Here is a 15110-nt window from a genome sequence, read left to right as displayed (position 1 = left end):
AGAGGCTCAGGGCATCTTGTACTCCGCGGCCTTGCCGCAGTAGCTGACCCCGATCGGCGAGCCGCTGAACCGGCACACCTGTACGACCACGCGATCGATGGCGGCGGCCCCCGACAGCGAGAAGGAGAGCGGGACCTGGGCGTCGTCCGCCTTGTAGGTCTCCGAGTCGACGAGGGTGGTGCCGTTGTAGGCGTTGAAGACGGCGCTGGAGTACATGCCGTCCCGCGCGCAGGGTGAGAGGGCGGCGTCATCGGACAGGTACCCGTCGACCTTGACGCTCGGCCAGTCCAGCGTCCCCGCGGTGATCCCGTGAAGGCATGAGTCGCCGGAGTCGGCGTAGAACCTCACCGCCGCCTGGGCCGAGGCCACGGGCTGGACCGCCAGCAGAGCGGCGGCGACCAGGGCGCCCAGCGCCAGGTGAACAGGTAAACGCATCAGATTTGACCCTTCCTGTCATGGTGACCCGAGCCCTCATCGTGAACGACGGATCCGGGCTGCGCCACCCCTCACGGCACTCCGACCTCTTGACAGGTGGCCTGGCCAGTGACAGCCTTCAGCCACGAAATTGGTCTGGCCACCTGGCAACTGCTCCTATCAGGGGGATACGTGACGGCAGCCATACCCATGCGGGACTCGCTGGGAGAAGTGCTGGTTCCAGCGGACGCTCTGTACGGGGCGCACACCGCCCGCGCGGCGGAGAACTTCGCGATACCCGGACCCCGGCTGTGCGATCACCCCGAGCTGGTCCACGCGGTGGTTCAGGTCAAGATCGCGGCGGCGCGCGCCAACGCCGAGCTGGGCGTGGTGGATCAGGACGTCGCGGACGCGATCGCCGCCGCCGGGGCGGAGGTCCTGGCCGGGCGGCACGACCGGCACTTCGTGCTCCCCATCCTGCAAGGCGGGGGCGGCACCTCGACGCATATGAACGTCAACGAGGTACTGGCGCGGCGCGCGACCCAGCTGCTGCGGGAGGCGACGCGCGAGGCCGCCGACATCCATCCCAACGACCATGTGAACCGCGGGCAGTCCACCAACGACGTCATGCCGACCGCCATCGGGATCGCGGTGTACCCGGCCGCCATGGGCGCGATGGCAGCTCTGCAACGGCTGCGGGAGGCGCTGCTCGCCAAGGCCGAGGAGTACGCCGGGCTTCAGCACCTGGGCCGTACCTGCCTGCAGGACGCGGTGCCGCTCCCGGTGAGCGCGGTGCACCGATCCCAGGCGTACGGCGTCGGCCAGGCGGCGGACCACCTCGTCCTGACCGCGGAGCGGCTCCTGTCGGTCCCGCTGGGCGCGACGGCGGTGGGCACGGGGCTCGGCGCCGCGGACGGCTTCGCGGACCTGGCCGTACGGAACCTGGCCGCGGCACTGGGGTTGCCGGTGCGCCGCGCCGAGGACCCGTACTACGGACTGGCGTCGCTGGAGCCGCTGGCGGCCGTGACGGAGGCGATGAGCCGGGCCGGCCGGGCCGTCGCCCGGGTCGCCACCGATCTGCGGCTCCTGGCCTCCGGGCCGGATGGCGGCATCGGCGAGGTGACCCTGCCCGGTGTCCAGGCGGGAAGTTCGATCATGCCGGGCAAGATCAATCCGGTCATCCCCGAACTGGCGATGCAGACCGCCTTCCAGCTGGCCGGCGCGGCGACGACGGCTCATCTGGCCGTCAGCGCGGGGGAACTGGAGGTCTCGGCGATGGCCCCCGTGGTCACCCTGAACCTGCTCACCGGGTTACCCGCGCTCAGCGCCGCCACCCGGATCTTCGCCGACCGCTGCGTCGCCGGTCTGTCCTGGAACGAGACGACCGTCGCGCGCAACCTCCACGGCTCGCTCGCCCCCGCCGTGACCTCCGCGACCACCAACGGCTACGAGGCGGCCGCGCGAGACGCGTACGCGCACAGAGAGGCAAGCGACCAGTGACCACCACCACCGCGGCTGCGCCGCTCATCACCGACCCGCTCTTCGACGGGGTCACCGACCCGGTCCTGGTGCGCGACTCCGCCACGTCCACGTGGTGGTGCGTCTTCGCCCACCGCCGCGCCAACGTCCGTCTGTCGGGCCGCCCGTCCATCGCCAGGTGCCATGGGACGCCGCTCGGGCTCGCGTCCTCCGACGACCATGGCAAGAGCTGGTTGTACCGGGGAACCCTCGACCTGCCCATCGAGCCCGGGCACAACACCTTTTGGGGACCGGCGATCGTCACCTTGGACGACGGCACGTATCACCTGTTCACCACCTTCATCCGGGGCGTGCCCGACGATCCGGCATGGGACACCCACGGCCGCCCCAGCCTGTGGCCGCGCCGGATCCACCATCTGAGCAGCACCGACCTGTGGCACTGGCGGCATCATGGGCGGCTGGAGCTCGGCACGGATCACGCCGTGGACCCCTGCGTGGCACTCACCCCCGACGGGTCGTGGACCCTGTGGTTCAAGGACGAGGCCGCGGGCGGGGCCCTGCGCGCGGTGACCGGCCACCTGCCGGCGCCCACGTCGTGGTCCGCCCCGGTGACCGTGCTGCCGCAGTGGCACGAGAGCCCCGTGGTGTTCCGGCTCGGCGGCTTCTGGTGGCTGGTCGCGGAGTCGCGGGCCGGTCTGACCTCATACCGTTCGGATGACGCGCTGGCCTGGGAGGAGAGCGGGGCGTTCGTCGCGACCTCCGGCACCCGTACGGGCGACGGCGGGCCGGTCCGGTCCCCGGATGTGATCCCGGTCGACGACTCGACCGCCTACCTCGTCTACTACACCCAGTCGGGCCATGACAGCTTCGGCGACCAGGTTCCGACGTCCGCCCAGTCCTCCGTCGCCCAGGCGGCTCTCCTGCGCGTCGAGGGCGGCCGGTTGACCTGTGACCGCGACGCCCCCTTCGATTTCCGACTCCCCTGAAGCCCTGATCCCCGCCGTACGCGACAGCGGGGACACCGACCGTGACATGCGCACGAGCGCCGGTGCGCGACGCGAACAGTCCAGCCGACGGCGCAGGAGCCTCTCTGTCGTAGTCCCTCACCCCCCAAGGAGTAACCACCATGTTCCACAGCCCCGCGCGAAGGCGCCGTTCCCTGACATTCCTCACCGCCGCCGGACTGCTGGCCCTGACCGCGTGCGGCAGCCCCGCCGGCAACTCACCGGGCGGCACCGCCTCTGCCGCCGAATCTCCGGCCGCCCTGCCGAAGGTCGCGGCGGTGCCCGAAGTCCAGGCGCTCGTCCCCGAGAAGTACAAGTCCAGCGGCACGCTGATCTTCGCGACCAACGCCCCCTACGCGCCGCTGGAGTTCTTCAAGGACGACAACAAGACCCTCACCGGCTTCGACATCGATCTCGGGAACGCGATCGCCGAGACCATGGGCCTGAAGGCGCGCTGGGAGAACATCTCCTTCGACTCGATCATCCCGGGACTCCAGGCGGGCAAGTACGACGTCGGCATGGCGGGCTTCAGCATCGAACACGAGCGGCTGGACGCGATGGACTTCGTCTCCTACTACCTTTCCGGCGGCGGCTTCCTCATCAAGAAGGGTTCTGGCATCGAGGTCAACGCCTTCGACCAGCTCTGCGGGTACCGGGTGGCGGTCCAGAAGGGGGTCAGCCAGGTCGAGGCGGTCACCGAGGCCAGCGCCACCTGCACCAAGAACGGCAAGAAGCCCATCACGATCCTGCAGATCCCCGACCAGAACGTCGTGGTGCTCACCCTGCAGTCCGGTCGGGCCGACATCGCGGTCGGGGACAAGCCTCAGGTCGAGTACGCCGCCGCGCACTCCGGCAATGCGATGTGTGTGATCAGTACGTACCAGACCAGCCACAGCATCGCCGGCATGGCCGTGCCCAAGGGCAACACCCCCTTGCTCAAGGCGCTCCAGGCGAGTGTCAACTCCCTGATCAAGTCCGGCGGTTATGCCGAGGTCGCCAAGGCGTGGGGCACGGGTGTCGCCGTCGAGGGAGCCACGCTGAGCGGAGACTATGAGAAGGTCTCGGCTCCCTGGGGTGTGGGACCCGACGGGACGGTGATCGAGTCCAAGATCTTCACCGACCCCGACGAGATCAAGGCCGGCCACACGTACTACTTCCAGCCGGTGACGAAGGGCTGCGCCTAGGCCATGGCGTACCCATCAGATCACCCCGAGCTCACCATCAAGGCGGTCCCGCAACGGCACCCCTTCCGCTGGCTGGCGGCGGGGCTGACCGCGGTCCTGATCGTCTCCTTCGTCTCCTCCGCCTTCACCAACCCCCGTTACCAGTGGGACGTGGTGGCGCGCTGGCTGACGGACGGCACCATCGTCTCCGGCCTGCTGCTGACCCTCCAACTGACCTGCGTGTCCATGGTGATCGGCGTCCTGATGGGCATCGTCCTCGCCGTGATGAAGGGGTCGAGGAACCGGTTGCTGTCCGGCACCGCCGGCGGTTACATCTGGTTCTTCCGCGGTACTCCGCTCCTGGTCCAGCTGGTCTTCTGGTTCAACATCAGCGCTCTGTACCCGAGGATCGGCGTGGGCCTTCCGTTCGGCGGCCCGGATCTGCTCTCCCTCGACGCCAACCAGATCATCACCCCGATGACGGCGGCCATCCTGGGGCTGGCCCTCAACGAGGCGGCGTACATGGCGGAGATCGTCCGGGCCGGAATCCTGTCCGTGCCACCGGGCCAGGTCCAGGCGGCCAGCGCCCTGGGCATGACCGGGCTGCAGACCACCCGGAAGATCGTCCTCCCCCAGGCGATGCGCGTCATCATCCCGCCGACGGGCAACCAGACGATCTCCATGCTCAAGACCAGTTCCCTGGTCAGCGTGCTGGCCATCCCGGACCTGCTCTACAGCGCGCAGATCGTCTACTCGCGCACCTTCCAGACCATCCCGCTGCTGATCGTGGCCAGTCTGTGGTACCTGCTCGTGACCTCCCTGCTCACCATCGCGCAGGGTTTCGTCGAGCGGCACTTCTCGCCCGACGCCGACCGCCCGGACCGGCGCCTGCGCCGCTCGCGGCTCCGCCAGGAGGGACTGACATGACGACCGCCGGTGAGGAGCCGCTGCTGCGGGCCGAGCGCGTACGCAAGAGCTACGGCCGTAACCATGTGCTCAAGGGCATCGACCTGGAAGTCCGTCGCGGTGAGGTCATGTGCGTCATCGGCCCGTCAGGCTCCGGGAAGAGCACCTTCCTGCGGTGCGTCAACCACCTGGAGCGCATCCAGTCCGGCCGGATCTGGGTCGACGGGGAACTGATCGGCTACCGCCAGTCGGGAGACCGGCTGCACGAGCTGTCCGCCCAAGCGCTCAGCCGCCAGCGGGCCGAGATCGGCATGGTGTTCCAGGACTTCAACCTGTTCTCCCACTACACCGCCGTGGAGAACGTGATGGCCGGCCCCGTCATGGTGCGGCGGGAGTCGCGGGAGAGCGCCCGTGCCCGGGCCGTGGAACTGCTGCGCCGGGTCGGCCTCGGCGACAAGCTCGACGCCTACCCGCGCAGGCTGTCGGGTGGCCAGCAGCAGCGGGTCGCCATCGCCCGTGCCTTGTCCATGCGCCCCAAACTCATGCTGTTCGACGAGCCCACCTCGGCCCTGGACCCCGAACTGGTCGGCGAGGTCCTCGACGTCATGCGTGACCTGGCGGGCGAAGGACTGACCATGATCATCGTCACGCACGAGATCGGCTTCGCCCGCGAGGTGGGCGACACCCTGGTCTTCATGGACGACGGCGTTGTCGTGGAATCCGGGGCGCCCGCGCAGGTCATCGGCAATCCCGTGCACGACAGGACCAAGGCGTTCCTGTCCAAAGTGCTCTAGCGTCACCAGGAGTCTCCTCTCATGACCATCGGCAACACCTACGACATTGCAGTGCTCGGGCTGGGCGCCATGGGCTCCATGGCCGCCTGGCGCGCGGCCGCCCGGGGCGCCTCGGTGATCGGCATAGAGCAGTACGGCATCGCCCACGACCGAGGTTCCTCGCATGGCGGTTCGCGTATCTTCCGTAAGACCCTCTTCGAAGGCCGCGAGTACATCCCGCTCGTCGAGCGCGCGCACACCCTCTGGCAGCGGCTGGAAGCGGAGTCCGGGACGACGTTGCTGCGCCGCTCCGGCGGGCTGTGCATCGGCCCCCGCGACGGCGCGCTGATCGACGACGCGCTGCGCTGCGCGGAAGAGGCCGACATCGAACACCTGCTGCTGGAGCCGGACGAACTGGCCGCCCGCTACCCCCAGCACGCCACGATCGCCGGTGATGTGGCCGTGCTGGAGCCCGGAGCCGGCGTCCTCGACCCCGAGGCGGCCATAACCGCCGCCTTGCGCCGCGCCGAGGCGGGCGGCGCCCAGCTGTGCTTCCAGACCCCGGTGACGGCGCTGCGCCATGACGAGGGCGGCGTACGGGTGGAGACCGCCGGCGACACCTTTCACACCCGCCGCGCGATCGTGGCCACCGGGGCCTGGTTCACCGACCTGCTGCCCGGTTTGGCCCTTCCCCTGCGCGTGCAACGCTCGCTGCTGTCCTGGTTCACCGGGCGGGACCGCGAGGCGTACCGGCCCGAGGTGTTCCCGGTCTTCATCCGGGAGAGCGGGACGGTCGACGGCTGGGGCATCCCGGACGTCGACGGCAGGGGGGTGAAGGTGGGCGCGGGTCCCACCGCGCCCAAGGCGTGGCTCGACCACGCCCGCGACAACGACCACCCGGTGAGCGAGAGCGACCTGCGGCCGGCCGAGGAGTTCTGCCGGACCGCCTTCCCCGGCCTCTCCCCCCGTGCCGTCGCCGCCGCCGCCTGCATGAACTCCAAGACTCCCGACGGCGACTTCGTCATCGGCGTTCCCTCCGGCGCGCCCGCCCTGGTCCTGGCCGGGGGGATGTCCGGGCACGGCTTCAAGCACGCCGCCGGGATCGGGGACATCACCGTCGACCTCGCCCTCGACGGGGCGTGCGAGGTCCCTCTTGACCGGTTCTCACCGGATCGCTTCGCCGGAAAGGAGAGCTGACCGTGGACCACCGCCCGCTCGGCCGCTCAGGGCTGCGTGTCAGCCCCATCGCCCTCGGCACCATGAACTTCGGCCCCGAGACCACCGAGGACGACGCCCGCGTCATCATGGACGCCGCCGTCGAGGCGGGAGTCAATCTCTTCGACACCGCCGACGTCTACGGCGCCGACGCCAACCGCACCATCGCCGACCACGATCCCGCCAAGGGGCTCACCGAGCAGATCATCGGCCGCTGGCTGGCGGACCGCCCGGGCCGGCGCGACCAGATCGTGCTGATCTCCAAGGCGTACGGGCGCATGGGACCGGGCCCGAATGACATGTACCTGTCTGCCCGGCATATCCGGCAAGCCTGCGAGGCGTCGCTGCGCCGGTTGAACACCGACCACCTCGACGTCTTCCTGCTGCACCACGTCGACCGCGCCACGGGCTGGCCGGAGATCTGGGAGGCCCTCACCGACCTGCGGCAGGCGGGCAAGATCCAGTACGCGGGCACCAGCAACTTCGCCGCCTGGCAGATCGTTCAAGGCCAGGAGGCCGCGCACGCCCGCGGGCTGTTCGGCCTGGTGGCAGAGGAGAGCATCTACAACCTCATGGAGCGCACGGCGGAGCTGGAGGTCCTGCCCGCCTGCCGCGCCTACGGCATCGGCGTGCTCCCGTACAGCCCGCTCAACTCCGGGCTGCTCGGCGGGATCCTCGCCAAGACCCGCACCGCCGCCCGCAGCGCCAGCTCGCGGGCCACCACCCAGCTCGACCGGCAGGGCGATCGGATCGCCGCCTACGAGGCGCTGTGCGGCGAACTCGGCCACCCGCCCGCCACCGTCGCCCAGGCGTGGCTGTGCCACCAGGCCGGAGTGACCGCCCCCGTCGTCGGCGCCCGCACCCTGGCCCACCTGCGCGACGGGCTGGCCGCGGCCGAACTCGCCCTGTCCCCGTCAGAACTGGCCGCACTCGACGCCGTCTTCCCCGGAGGCGGCCCCGCACCGGAGGCATACGCATGGTGAACACCGCGCCGCCGTACCAGCGCTTCGAGCTGGAGAACTGGCAGTCCGACTACGAGCAGTCCGTCCGCTTCAACCTCTCTGACAGCACCATCGACCCGGTCTCCCTCGCCGAACTCCTCGGCCCGGACGCCGACCTCGAGGCGCTGCTGGCCACCGAGCTGTACTACCCCGAGGTCAACGGCGAGCGGGAGCTGCGCGAGCTCATCGCGGCCGGCTATCCCGGGAGCGGCCTGACGGCCGACGACGTCCTGGTCACCGTCGGCGCCTCCGAGGCCAACGCCGCCATCGTCGATGCCTTCTGCCCTCCCGGGTCCCGGGTCATCGTCATGGAGCCGGGCTACCAGCAGGTCTGGGGTCTGGCCAGGAACCGGGGCTGTGACGTACGCGCCTTCCGCCTCGACCCCGAGCGCGGCTGGCGGCCGGATCTGACGGCTCTGAGCGACCTGGCGGTCCCCGGCACCTCGGTCATCTACGTCTGCAACCCCAACAACCCGGTCGGCTACATCCTCGACGAGGACGAGATGACCACCATCGTGGAGATCGCCGAGCGCTGCGGCGCCTGGCTGGTCGCCGACGAGGTGTATCACGGCAGCGAGCACGACCCGGCCGCCCCCGCCCGTACCTTCGTCGGCCGCTACGACCGGGTCATCGGGGTCAACAGCATGTCCAAGTCGTACGGCCTGTCGGGCCTGCGCATCGGCTGGGCGGCCGGTCCGCCCGAGGTCATCCGGCAGCTGTGGCGGCGCCACGAGTACGCGGCCATCGCGACCGGGCGCATGGACAACGTCCTGGCCGCCCTCGCGCTGCGCGAGGACACCGCGGCCCGCATCCTCGGCCGCAACCGAGCGGCGATGCGCGAGGGATGGGCCCTGTTCGAGGACTGGAAGCGGTCACTCGGCGGGCTCGTCACGGCGCACCGACCGATGGCCACTCCCCTGGCGTTCGTCCGCGTCGCCACCGCGCTTGACTCCGTCGAGGCCGGGCATCGTCTACGTATCGACGCCTCCACGCTGGTCTGCCCGGGGGTGTATTTCGGGAGCGAAGGTTATCTCCGGATGAACGTCGGATTCGGCCGCGACTACGTGGCGCAAGCCCTCGACGCGATGACACCGGTGGTGCGCGCCATGGCCGAGCAGGCTCCCGCTCATGACTGAGACCCCGCCGCGCGTGAGCTTGCGGGTGCTCGCCGAGGCGTACGCGGTGTGCCGCATGGACCCCGCGACCGAGCACACCGTCCCGGTCGCCGGAGCCGGCTCGCTCTACAGCCTCACCAGGACGGCCGACGAGCTGTCCCTCGTCTGTCCCGAAGCCCTCGCCCCATCGGCGGGCGCCAGTGTCGAGCCCGGCTGGACCTGCATGGTCGTGGCGGGTCCGCTGGACTTCTCCCTGACGGGCATCCTCGCCTCGATCGCCGGACCGCTCGCCGCGGCCAATATCCCGATCTTCGTGGTCTCGACCTACGACACGGACTACGTTCTGGTCAGGTCCGGACAGGCGGATGCCGCGTTCGCGACTCTCGCCGCCGCCGGTCACACCGTCACCCTGGCATAGCCGTTGGGCGCATCGCCTGCCGAACGTACTTTCCCCTTCACGATGGATGTGAGATGAACGACGAACACCCTGACGATCTGTTCGCACCGGTCGTGGTACGCAGTGCGGCCGCGCAGGTCGCCGACCGGATCGTCACGGCCATCAGGGACCAGCCGATCGAGCGATATGACCGCCTGCCCTCGGAGCGCGACCTCGCCCAGCGGCTGGGGGTCAGCCGCCCCACGCTCCGCGAGGCGCTCGCCGCCCTCGAGCTCGCCGGCATCATCCAGTCCTATCAGGGACGCGGGAACGTCGTCGTCGCCTCGGCGGCGCATGTGGAGAACTGGGGCGTCGAGGTGCTGCCGACCCAGGTCTTCGAAGCCCGGCTCGCCGTGGAACCACAGCTCGCCGAACTCGCCGCGGCCAAGCGCTACCCCGAGGACATCGAGCACCTGAAGGCCATCGGCCGGGAGCTCGAAGCGGAGTTCCGCACGACCGGCCACTACGAGAGCGACCTGCCGGTCCACCGGGCCATCGCCCGCGCCGCGCGCAACCCGATCCTGGAGCGGGCCCTGGAAGAGGCGCTGCGCTTCACCGAATCGCCGCGCTGGGTGGCGCTCCGCTCCCAGGCGCTGGTCCCCGACCACACCCGCAAGGGCCACATGGACGAGGCGCGGCTGGTGATCCAGTACATCGAGAACGGCGACGCCGAGCAGGCGGGAGAGATCTGGCGGCAGCATCTGAGGTTCTTCCGTGATGAGATGCTCGCCGGGCTCAAAGCGCGCCCCTTGCCGTTGGACGACCCATCCGCCCCCTGATCCCGCCCGGCGCTCAGCTCGACAGTCCGTCGGCCTTTCCGAGGTCCTTCATGACGACACCCGCCTGCATCACGATCTCGATGCGCGCGGGATCGGCCAGCGCGTGGATGTCGCGCAGCGGATCGGCGTCGGTGACCACGAGGTCGGCGAGCTTGCCCGTCTCCAGCGTGCCCACCTCGTCGGAGATGCCGAGCGCCTCGGCCCCGGTCCGGGTGCCGGCGACGAGGGCGTCCATCGGGGACATGCCGAGCTCGACGAGGTAGCCGAGCTCGCGCAGGTTCCGCGCGTGCGGGCAGACTCCGGCGTCGGTGCCCAGGGCGATCTTGGCCTTGCGCGCGATGGCGTGGCCGATGTTCTTCTTGGTGATCTCGGACCACTTCACCTTCTTGGCGTAGTGGTAGGGCTGCATCTTCTCCTTGTCGATCGCGAACACGGTCGACAGGGTCGGGACGAGGAAGGCGCCGCGCTCCTCCAGGAGATCGAGTCCTTCGTCGTCGATGCCGTACCCGTGCTCGACGCTGGTCACCCCGCCCCGCAGGGCGGTCAGGATCCCCACGCGGCCCTGCGCGTGGGCGGCGATCGGCTTGCCGCCGTGCCGGTCGAGCTCGTCGACGATCGCCCGTACCTCGTCCAGGCGCAGGCCCTCGTCGTCGGGGTGGTCGTGCCTGCTGCCCATGCCACCGCTGGTGCAGATCTTGACGAGGTCGGCCCCCTGGCGGAGTACCCGGCGCGTCGCCCGGCGGACCTCCTCCACGGTGTCGGCCAGCTCGATCAGCTCGGGCACGGTGTAGGAGACCTCTCCGCCGGGCAGATGGAAGTCCCCGTGGCCAGCGGTGTGACTGATCGGGCTCACCGCCAGCTTGAGCCGGGGTCCGGCGATCAGCCCGCGCTCGATCGCCTCGCGAAAGCCCATGGACAGCCCGCCGAGATCGCGCGCGCTGGTGATGCCCGCCTCGAGCGTCTCCCGGATCCGCGCGGCGGACTCGAGGTGGATCAGCGCCGGGTCGTTCTGGAGGCGGTGATAGGGCCCGTTCGCCAGGGCGAATCCCAGATGCACGTGACAGTCGATGAATCCGGGCAGGAGCGTGCGGCCCCGCAGATCGCGCAGGTCCGCGTCGCGGCCGTCGGGGGCCTCGGCCGCCCTGCCGACGAAACCGATGACGCCGTCCGGGGTCACCTCCAGCACGCCGTCCTCGATGGGCGGGCCTCCGGTGCCGTCGATGATCCTGACGTTGATGAGCCGAAGTTCTCGCTGCAGCCTCAAGAGGCGTCCTTCCGTGGCCTGGGCCGGATGTCGAAGCCTGGCGCGCCCGGCACCGAGTCGAGCAGGGCGCGGGTGTACTCGTGCCGCGGGCGCTGATACAGATCCGCCGCCGGGGCCTGCTCGACGATGTCGCCGTGGTAGAGCACCACGACCTCGTCGCTCACGTGCCGGATGACGGCAAGGTTGTGCGAGATGAACACCATGGTCAGATCGAGTTCGCGGCGCAGGCTCGCGAGGAGGTTGAGGATCTCCGCCTGGACCGAGACGTCGAGCGCCGAGGTGATCTCGTCGGCGATCACCACCTCGGGCCGGATCATCAGGCCGCGGGCGATGGCGACCCGTTGCCGCTGCCCTCCGGAGCACTCGTGGGGATAGCGGTCGATGGTGTCGGCCGGCATCCTGACGGTCTCCAGCCAGTGGACGATCTCGTCCCGGTGCGTCTTCACCCTCGCCCGGCGCGGATCCACGGCCTCGGCGAGCGCCTCGCCGATCGTACGGCGGGGATCGAGTGAGGAGTAGGGGTCCTGCGGGATCATCTGGACCTTGCGCCGCATCGCCCGGCGGTCCGCGCCGCGTGCGGAGGACACGTGCACGCCGCCGACCTTGACGCTGCCCGCCGACGGCCGGACGAGCCCGACCAGCGCCTTGGCCAGCGTCGACTTGCCCGATCCTGACTCTCCGACGATGCCGACCGTACGGCCTCGGGCGACGTCCATCGTCATGCCGTGCAGGATGCGCGTCGCGTTGCCGCCCCAGCCGTAGCCCACCTCGAGGTCGCGCACCTCGACGGCGATCGCCTCATCCATGCGAGTGCTCCTTCGCGTGCTCCGGGTCGCCGGGCCGGCCGGCCGCGGGGCCGTCGATGTCGGGTGCGGCTTCCAGGAGTTTCTTCGTGTACGGGTGGCGGACGGTCTCCACGGCGAGGTCGGCCGCGGCGATCTCCTCCACGATCTCCCCGTGGTACATCACGAGGACGCGGTCGCACAGCGCGCGTACCACCCCGATGTCGTGCGAGATGAACACGATCGAGGCGCCGAACTCGCCGTTGACCCGCTTGAGCTCGCGCAGGATCTCGGCCTGGACGGTCACGTCCAGGGCCGTCGTCGGCTCGTCGGCGATGATCAGGCGCGGCTCGACGGCCAGCGCGGTCGCGATCATCGCCCGCTGCCGCATGCCGCCGGACAGCTCGTGCGGGTGCTGCTTCATGCGGTGTTCTGGCCTGGTCATCTGGACGACCTTGAGCGCGTCGAGCACGCGCTGCCTGGCCGCCTGCGCGCCGAGGCCCTTGTGGGTACGCAGCACCTCGGTGAGCTGACCGCCCATGCGGAGCGCGGGATTGAAGGTCGAGCCCGGGTCCTGGTAGATCAGGCTGACCGCCTCCGCCATCAGCGCCGGCGCGACGGGCCGGCGCAGGTCCAGATCGCCGATGGCCATGCGGGCGGCCGTCGAGGTCAGGCCGTCCGGCAGCAGCTGCGCGAGCGACATCGCGGTGAGGGTCTTGCCCGAGCCGCTCTCGCCCACGATGCCGACGATCTCACCGCGCCTGATGCCGAAGGAGATGCCCTTGACCAGCGGTTGGCCGCCCGAGTGGATCCACAGGTCGCGGACGTCGGCGAGGTGGTCGCTCTCCGGCGCCGCCTCGTCCCGGGTGATGGGAGGTGCCGCGCTCCGGCTCGGCGCCGTGCGCCCCCGGGGGTTCGCCGCCGCCGCGAGTCCGTCGCCGATCAGGACCGCGCCCAGCCCGGTCAGGATGACGAGGGCCGCCGAGCCCGCCATCTGGAAGGGCCGGCCCGCCAGGAGCGACGGCAGGGCCTCGTTCAGCAGCTTGCCCCAGTCGTAGGAGGGCGACTGGACGCCGAGGCCCACGAACGACAGCGCGGAGATGGCCGTGAGCGTGGCCGCGAACGTCGAGGCCGACAGCACGAGCAGCGGCTCGGCCATGTTGGGCAGCATGTGACGGATCGCGATCCGGCCGTGGCTCACGCCCAGGAGGCGGGCGGTCGAGACGTACTCCTGCTGGGAGACCTTGGCGGCGAGGTTCGCGGTCAGGCGGGCGAAGTAGGGGATACCGGACAGGCCGATGGCGATCACCGCGGAGGAGCCGCCCGCGCCGAGCACGGCCGCCACGACGAGCGCGAGCAGGAGCCCGGGGAAGGCCACCATCGCGTCGATCACCCGCAGGCAGATCTCCCTGACCCGGGGCGGTACGAGCCAGACGCCCGTACCCAGGACGACACCGAGGACGACCGCTATGGCGGTCGCGCCGACCGTCATCAGCAGGGTGAGGCGGGTGGCGACCAGGCTGCGCAGCAGGACGTCGTGGCCGGCCGCGTCGGTGCCGAGCGGGTGATCGGACGAAGGCGCGGCGAACCGCGGGCCCAGCGCGTTCGCCTGGCCGGCGAACAGGATCGGGGCCAGTACGGCGATCAGCACGACGCAGCCCAGCACGCCCAGGCCTAGCACGAGCCCGGGATTCCAGCGGCGCGAACGGCTACGCGGAGACATGTGACCCCCCGAGGGTGCGTGGGTCGATCAGTCCGAGCAGGACGTCTACGAGGAGGTTGATGATCGCGGTGATCATGCCGATGACGAGGACCATGCCTTGGATGACCGGATAGTCGCGGTCGAGGATGGCCTTGATGATGCCGCTGCCGAGGCCCGGCAGCGCGAACACCGATTCGATGATGATCGCGCCGCCGACCATGCCGGTCAGGATCAGCCCGCTCAGGGTGAGCGTGGTGGTGAGCAGGTTCGGCAGCGCCCAGCGGACGTGGCGCCGCAGGGCGGGCAGCCGCCAGCCCCGGGCCGTCCGCATGTAGTCGGTCTCCAGCACGACCGCCATCTCGCGCCGGACGACACGGGAGATGGTGCAGATCGGGCCGATCGCGATGGCCACGACCGGGAGCACGAACGACGCGGCCCCGAAGCGGGGTGTGTAGGCCGGCGGGAACAGCGGCACCAGCCCGATGCCGAGCGCGAACGTCACGACCAGGAACGAGGCCATGATGTAGCCGGGAATCGAGTCCAGGAAACCGGTGACCATGCCGAAGGCCACGTCCAGCCACTTGCGCCGGCCGCCGCGCGTGAGCACCCCGATGACCATGCCCAGCGGGACCGAGATCACCAGGACCAGGACGATGCCGGTCACCGCGATGGTCGCGGTGAAGGGCAGGCGGTTCACGATGAGCGCCGACACCGGCTGGCGGTACATGAAGGACGTACCGAGGTCCCCGGAGAAGACGCCGCCCACGTGGTCGAGGAATCGCTCCCAGATCGGGCGATCGAGTCCCAGCTCTCCCCTGATGCGCTGGATGTCGGCGAGGTCGGCGTTGGCGCCGGCGATGCCGACCGCCGGGTCACCGGGGATGAGCTGGACGATCAGGAACGACACGACCAGCAGCGCGACGAAGATCACCACCAGGCTGGCGAGCCGCCGCACGGCGAACCGGAGCCAGGCGGAGGAGATCCGCGCCGGACGCTGCCGCGCTCCGGTCAGGGGGTCCGGTGGGGGGACTCCCAGAGCACGCGTGGAATCGAGAGAGGCCATGACTGACGCGCCTT

At 70.3% G+C, this 15110-nt stretch carries 15 protein-coding genes; 10 read left to right on the top strand and 5 right to left on the bottom strand.

The features are described 5' to 3' along the window. Window positions 1-6: 6 nt before the first annotated feature. Window positions 7-435 carry a hypothetical protein gene (locus tag ACQP2T_RS23240; protein ID WP_433518196.1) on the bottom strand — a complete coding sequence of 143 codons (429 nt, stop codon included), beginning with the start codon at window positions 433-435 and terminating at the stop codon, window positions 7-9. A 171-nt stretch (window positions 436-606) separates the two neighbouring features. Here ACQP2T_RS23240 and ACQP2T_RS23235 point away from each other — a divergent pair, with 171 nt between their 5' ends. The 10 genes from ACQP2T_RS23235 (at window position 607) to ACQP2T_RS23190 (ending at window position 10285) form a co-directional block, all read left to right on the top strand. Further along, window positions 607-1914, top strand: a complete 1308-nt coding sequence (locus ACQP2T_RS23235) for a lyase family protein (protein ID WP_433518195.1) — start codon at window positions 607-609, stop codon at window positions 1912-1914. Beyond that, window positions 1911-2879, top strand: coding sequence for a hypothetical protein (locus tag ACQP2T_RS23230; RefSeq protein ID WP_433518194.1), 969 nt, complete (start codon window positions 1911-1913; stop codon window positions 2877-2879). Before ACQP2T_RS23235 ends, ACQP2T_RS23230 begins: the two co-directional genes overlap by 4 nt. A gap of 140 nt (window positions 2880-3019) precedes the next feature. Next, the gene (locus ACQP2T_RS23225) at window positions 3020-4081 is read left to right on the top strand and encodes an ABC transporter substrate-binding protein (RefSeq protein WP_433518193.1); all 1062 of its coding nucleotides are present in this window, start codon (window positions 3020-3022) and stop codon (window positions 4079-4081) included. Between the two features lie 3 nt (window positions 4082-4084). Then, a complete protein-coding gene (locus tag ACQP2T_RS23220) occupies window positions 4085-4987 on the top strand; it encodes an amino acid ABC transporter permease (RefSeq protein ID WP_433518192.1) in 903 nt (300 codons plus the stop codon). After that, window positions 4984-5760 carry an amino acid ABC transporter ATP-binding protein gene (locus ACQP2T_RS23215; RefSeq protein WP_433518191.1) on the top strand — a complete coding sequence of 259 codons (777 nt, stop codon included), beginning with the start codon at window positions 4984-4986 and terminating at the stop codon, window positions 5758-5760. Before ACQP2T_RS23220 ends, ACQP2T_RS23215 begins: the two co-directional genes overlap by 4 nt. 21 nt (window positions 5761-5781) lie before the next feature. Further along, window positions 5782-6936 (top strand): N-methyl-L-tryptophan oxidase, encoded by a 1155-nt coding sequence (solA, locus tag ACQP2T_RS23210; protein WP_433518190.1) that lies wholly within the window; start codon window positions 5782-5784, stop codon window positions 6934-6936. Window positions 6937-6938: 2 nt separating this feature from the next. Next, a complete protein-coding gene (locus ACQP2T_RS23205) occupies window positions 6939-7937 on the top strand; it encodes an aldo/keto reductase (RefSeq protein WP_433518189.1) in 999 nt (332 codons plus the stop codon). After that, the gene (locus ACQP2T_RS23200; RefSeq protein WP_433518188.1) at window positions 7931-9091 is read left to right on the top strand and encodes an aminotransferase class I/II-fold pyridoxal phosphate-dependent enzyme; all 1161 of its coding nucleotides are present in this window, start codon (window positions 7931-7933) and stop codon (window positions 9089-9091) included. Before ACQP2T_RS23205 ends, ACQP2T_RS23200 begins: the two co-directional genes overlap by 7 nt. Next, on the top strand, window positions 9084-9488 hold the full coding sequence (locus ACQP2T_RS23195; RefSeq protein ID WP_433518187.1) for an ACT domain-containing protein: 405 nt from the start codon (window positions 9084-9086) through the stop codon (window positions 9486-9488). The genes ACQP2T_RS23200 and ACQP2T_RS23195 overlap by 8 nt, the downstream gene beginning before the upstream one ends. Window positions 9489-9541: 53 nt before the next feature. After that, complete coding sequence (locus tag ACQP2T_RS23190) at window positions 9542-10285, top strand: FadR/GntR family transcriptional regulator (RefSeq protein ID WP_433518186.1); 744 nt, start codon at window positions 9542-9544, stop codon at window positions 10283-10285. A gap of 13 nt (window positions 10286-10298) precedes the next feature. Here ACQP2T_RS23190 and ACQP2T_RS23185 read toward each other — a convergent pair whose 3' ends face one another. The 4 genes from ACQP2T_RS23185 to ACQP2T_RS23170 are packed head-to-tail and all read right to left on the bottom strand — an operon-like array spanning window position 10299 to window position 15096. Beyond that, window positions 10299-11549: an amidohydrolase family protein gene (locus ACQP2T_RS23185; RefSeq protein ID WP_433518185.1), complete on the bottom strand. Its 1251-nt coding sequence runs from the start codon at window positions 11547-11549 to the stop codon at window positions 10299-10301. Then, the gene (locus ACQP2T_RS23180) at window positions 11546-12355 is read right to left on the bottom strand and encodes an ATP-binding cassette domain-containing protein (RefSeq protein ID WP_433518184.1); all 810 of its coding nucleotides are present in this window, start codon (window positions 12353-12355) and stop codon (window positions 11546-11548) included. The genes ACQP2T_RS23185 and ACQP2T_RS23180 overlap by 4 nt, the downstream gene beginning before the upstream one ends. After that, complete coding sequence (locus ACQP2T_RS23175) at window positions 12348-14054, bottom strand: dipeptide/oligopeptide/nickel ABC transporter permease/ATP-binding protein (RefSeq protein ID WP_433518183.1); 1707 nt, start codon at window positions 14052-14054, stop codon at window positions 12348-12350. Before ACQP2T_RS23175 ends, ACQP2T_RS23180 begins: the two co-directional genes overlap by 8 nt. Then, complete coding sequence (locus tag ACQP2T_RS23170) at window positions 14041-15096, bottom strand: ABC transporter permease (RefSeq protein ID WP_433518182.1); 1056 nt, start codon at window positions 15094-15096, stop codon at window positions 14041-14043. The genes ACQP2T_RS23175 and ACQP2T_RS23170 overlap by 14 nt, the downstream gene beginning before the upstream one ends. Between the last annotated feature and the right edge of the window lie 14 nt (window positions 15097-15110).

Origin of the sequence: Nonomuraea sp. CA-143628 (assembly GCF_050942315.1) — a bacterium.
Lineage (GTDB): Bacteria > Actinomycetota > Actinomycetes > Streptosporangiales > Streptosporangiaceae > Nonomuraea.
This window is presented reverse-complemented; position numbering and strand designations above follow the sequence as displayed.

Excerpts from the sequence above, each read along its gene's own strand:
- ACQP2T_RS23200 (WP_433518188.1), top strand. The coding sequence starts at position 7,931 with ATGGTGAACACCGCGCCGCCGTACCAGCGCTTCGAGCTGGAGAACTGG.
- ACQP2T_RS23220 (WP_433518192.1), top strand. The coding sequence starts at position 4,085 with ATGGCGTACCCATCAGATCACCCCGAGCTCACCATCAAGGCGGTCCCG.
- ACQP2T_RS23180 (WP_433518184.1), bottom strand. The coding sequence starts at position 12,355 with ATGGATGAGGCGATCGCCGTCGAGGTGCGCGACCTCGAGGTGGGCTAC.
- ACQP2T_RS23170 (WP_433518182.1), bottom strand. The coding sequence starts at position 15,096 with ATGGCCTCTCTCGATTCCACGCGTGCTCTGGGAGTCCCCCCACCGGAC.
- ACQP2T_RS23190 (WP_433518186.1), top strand. The coding sequence starts at position 9,542 with ATGAACGACGAACACCCTGACGATCTGTTCGCACCGGTCGTGGTACGC.
- solA (WP_433518190.1), top strand. The coding sequence starts at position 5,782 with ATGACCATCGGCAACACCTACGACATTGCAGTGCTCGGGCTGGGCGCC.
- ACQP2T_RS23215 (WP_433518191.1), top strand. The coding sequence starts at position 4,984 with ATGACGACCGCCGGTGAGGAGCCGCTGCTGCGGGCCGAGCGCGTACGC.
- ACQP2T_RS23175 (WP_433518183.1), bottom strand. The coding sequence starts at position 14,054 with ATGTCTCCGCGTAGCCGTTCGCGCCGCTGGAATCCCGGGCTCGTGCTA.
- ACQP2T_RS23225 (WP_433518193.1), top strand. The coding sequence starts at position 3,020 with ATGTTCCACAGCCCCGCGCGAAGGCGCCGTTCCCTGACATTCCTCACC.
- ACQP2T_RS23195 (WP_433518187.1), top strand. The coding sequence starts at position 9,084 with ATGACTGAGACCCCGCCGCGCGTGAGCTTGCGGGTGCTCGCCGAGGCG.
- ACQP2T_RS23240 (WP_433518196.1), bottom strand. The coding sequence starts at position 435 with ATGCGTTTACCTGTTCACCTGGCGCTGGGCGCCCTGGTCGCCGCCGCT.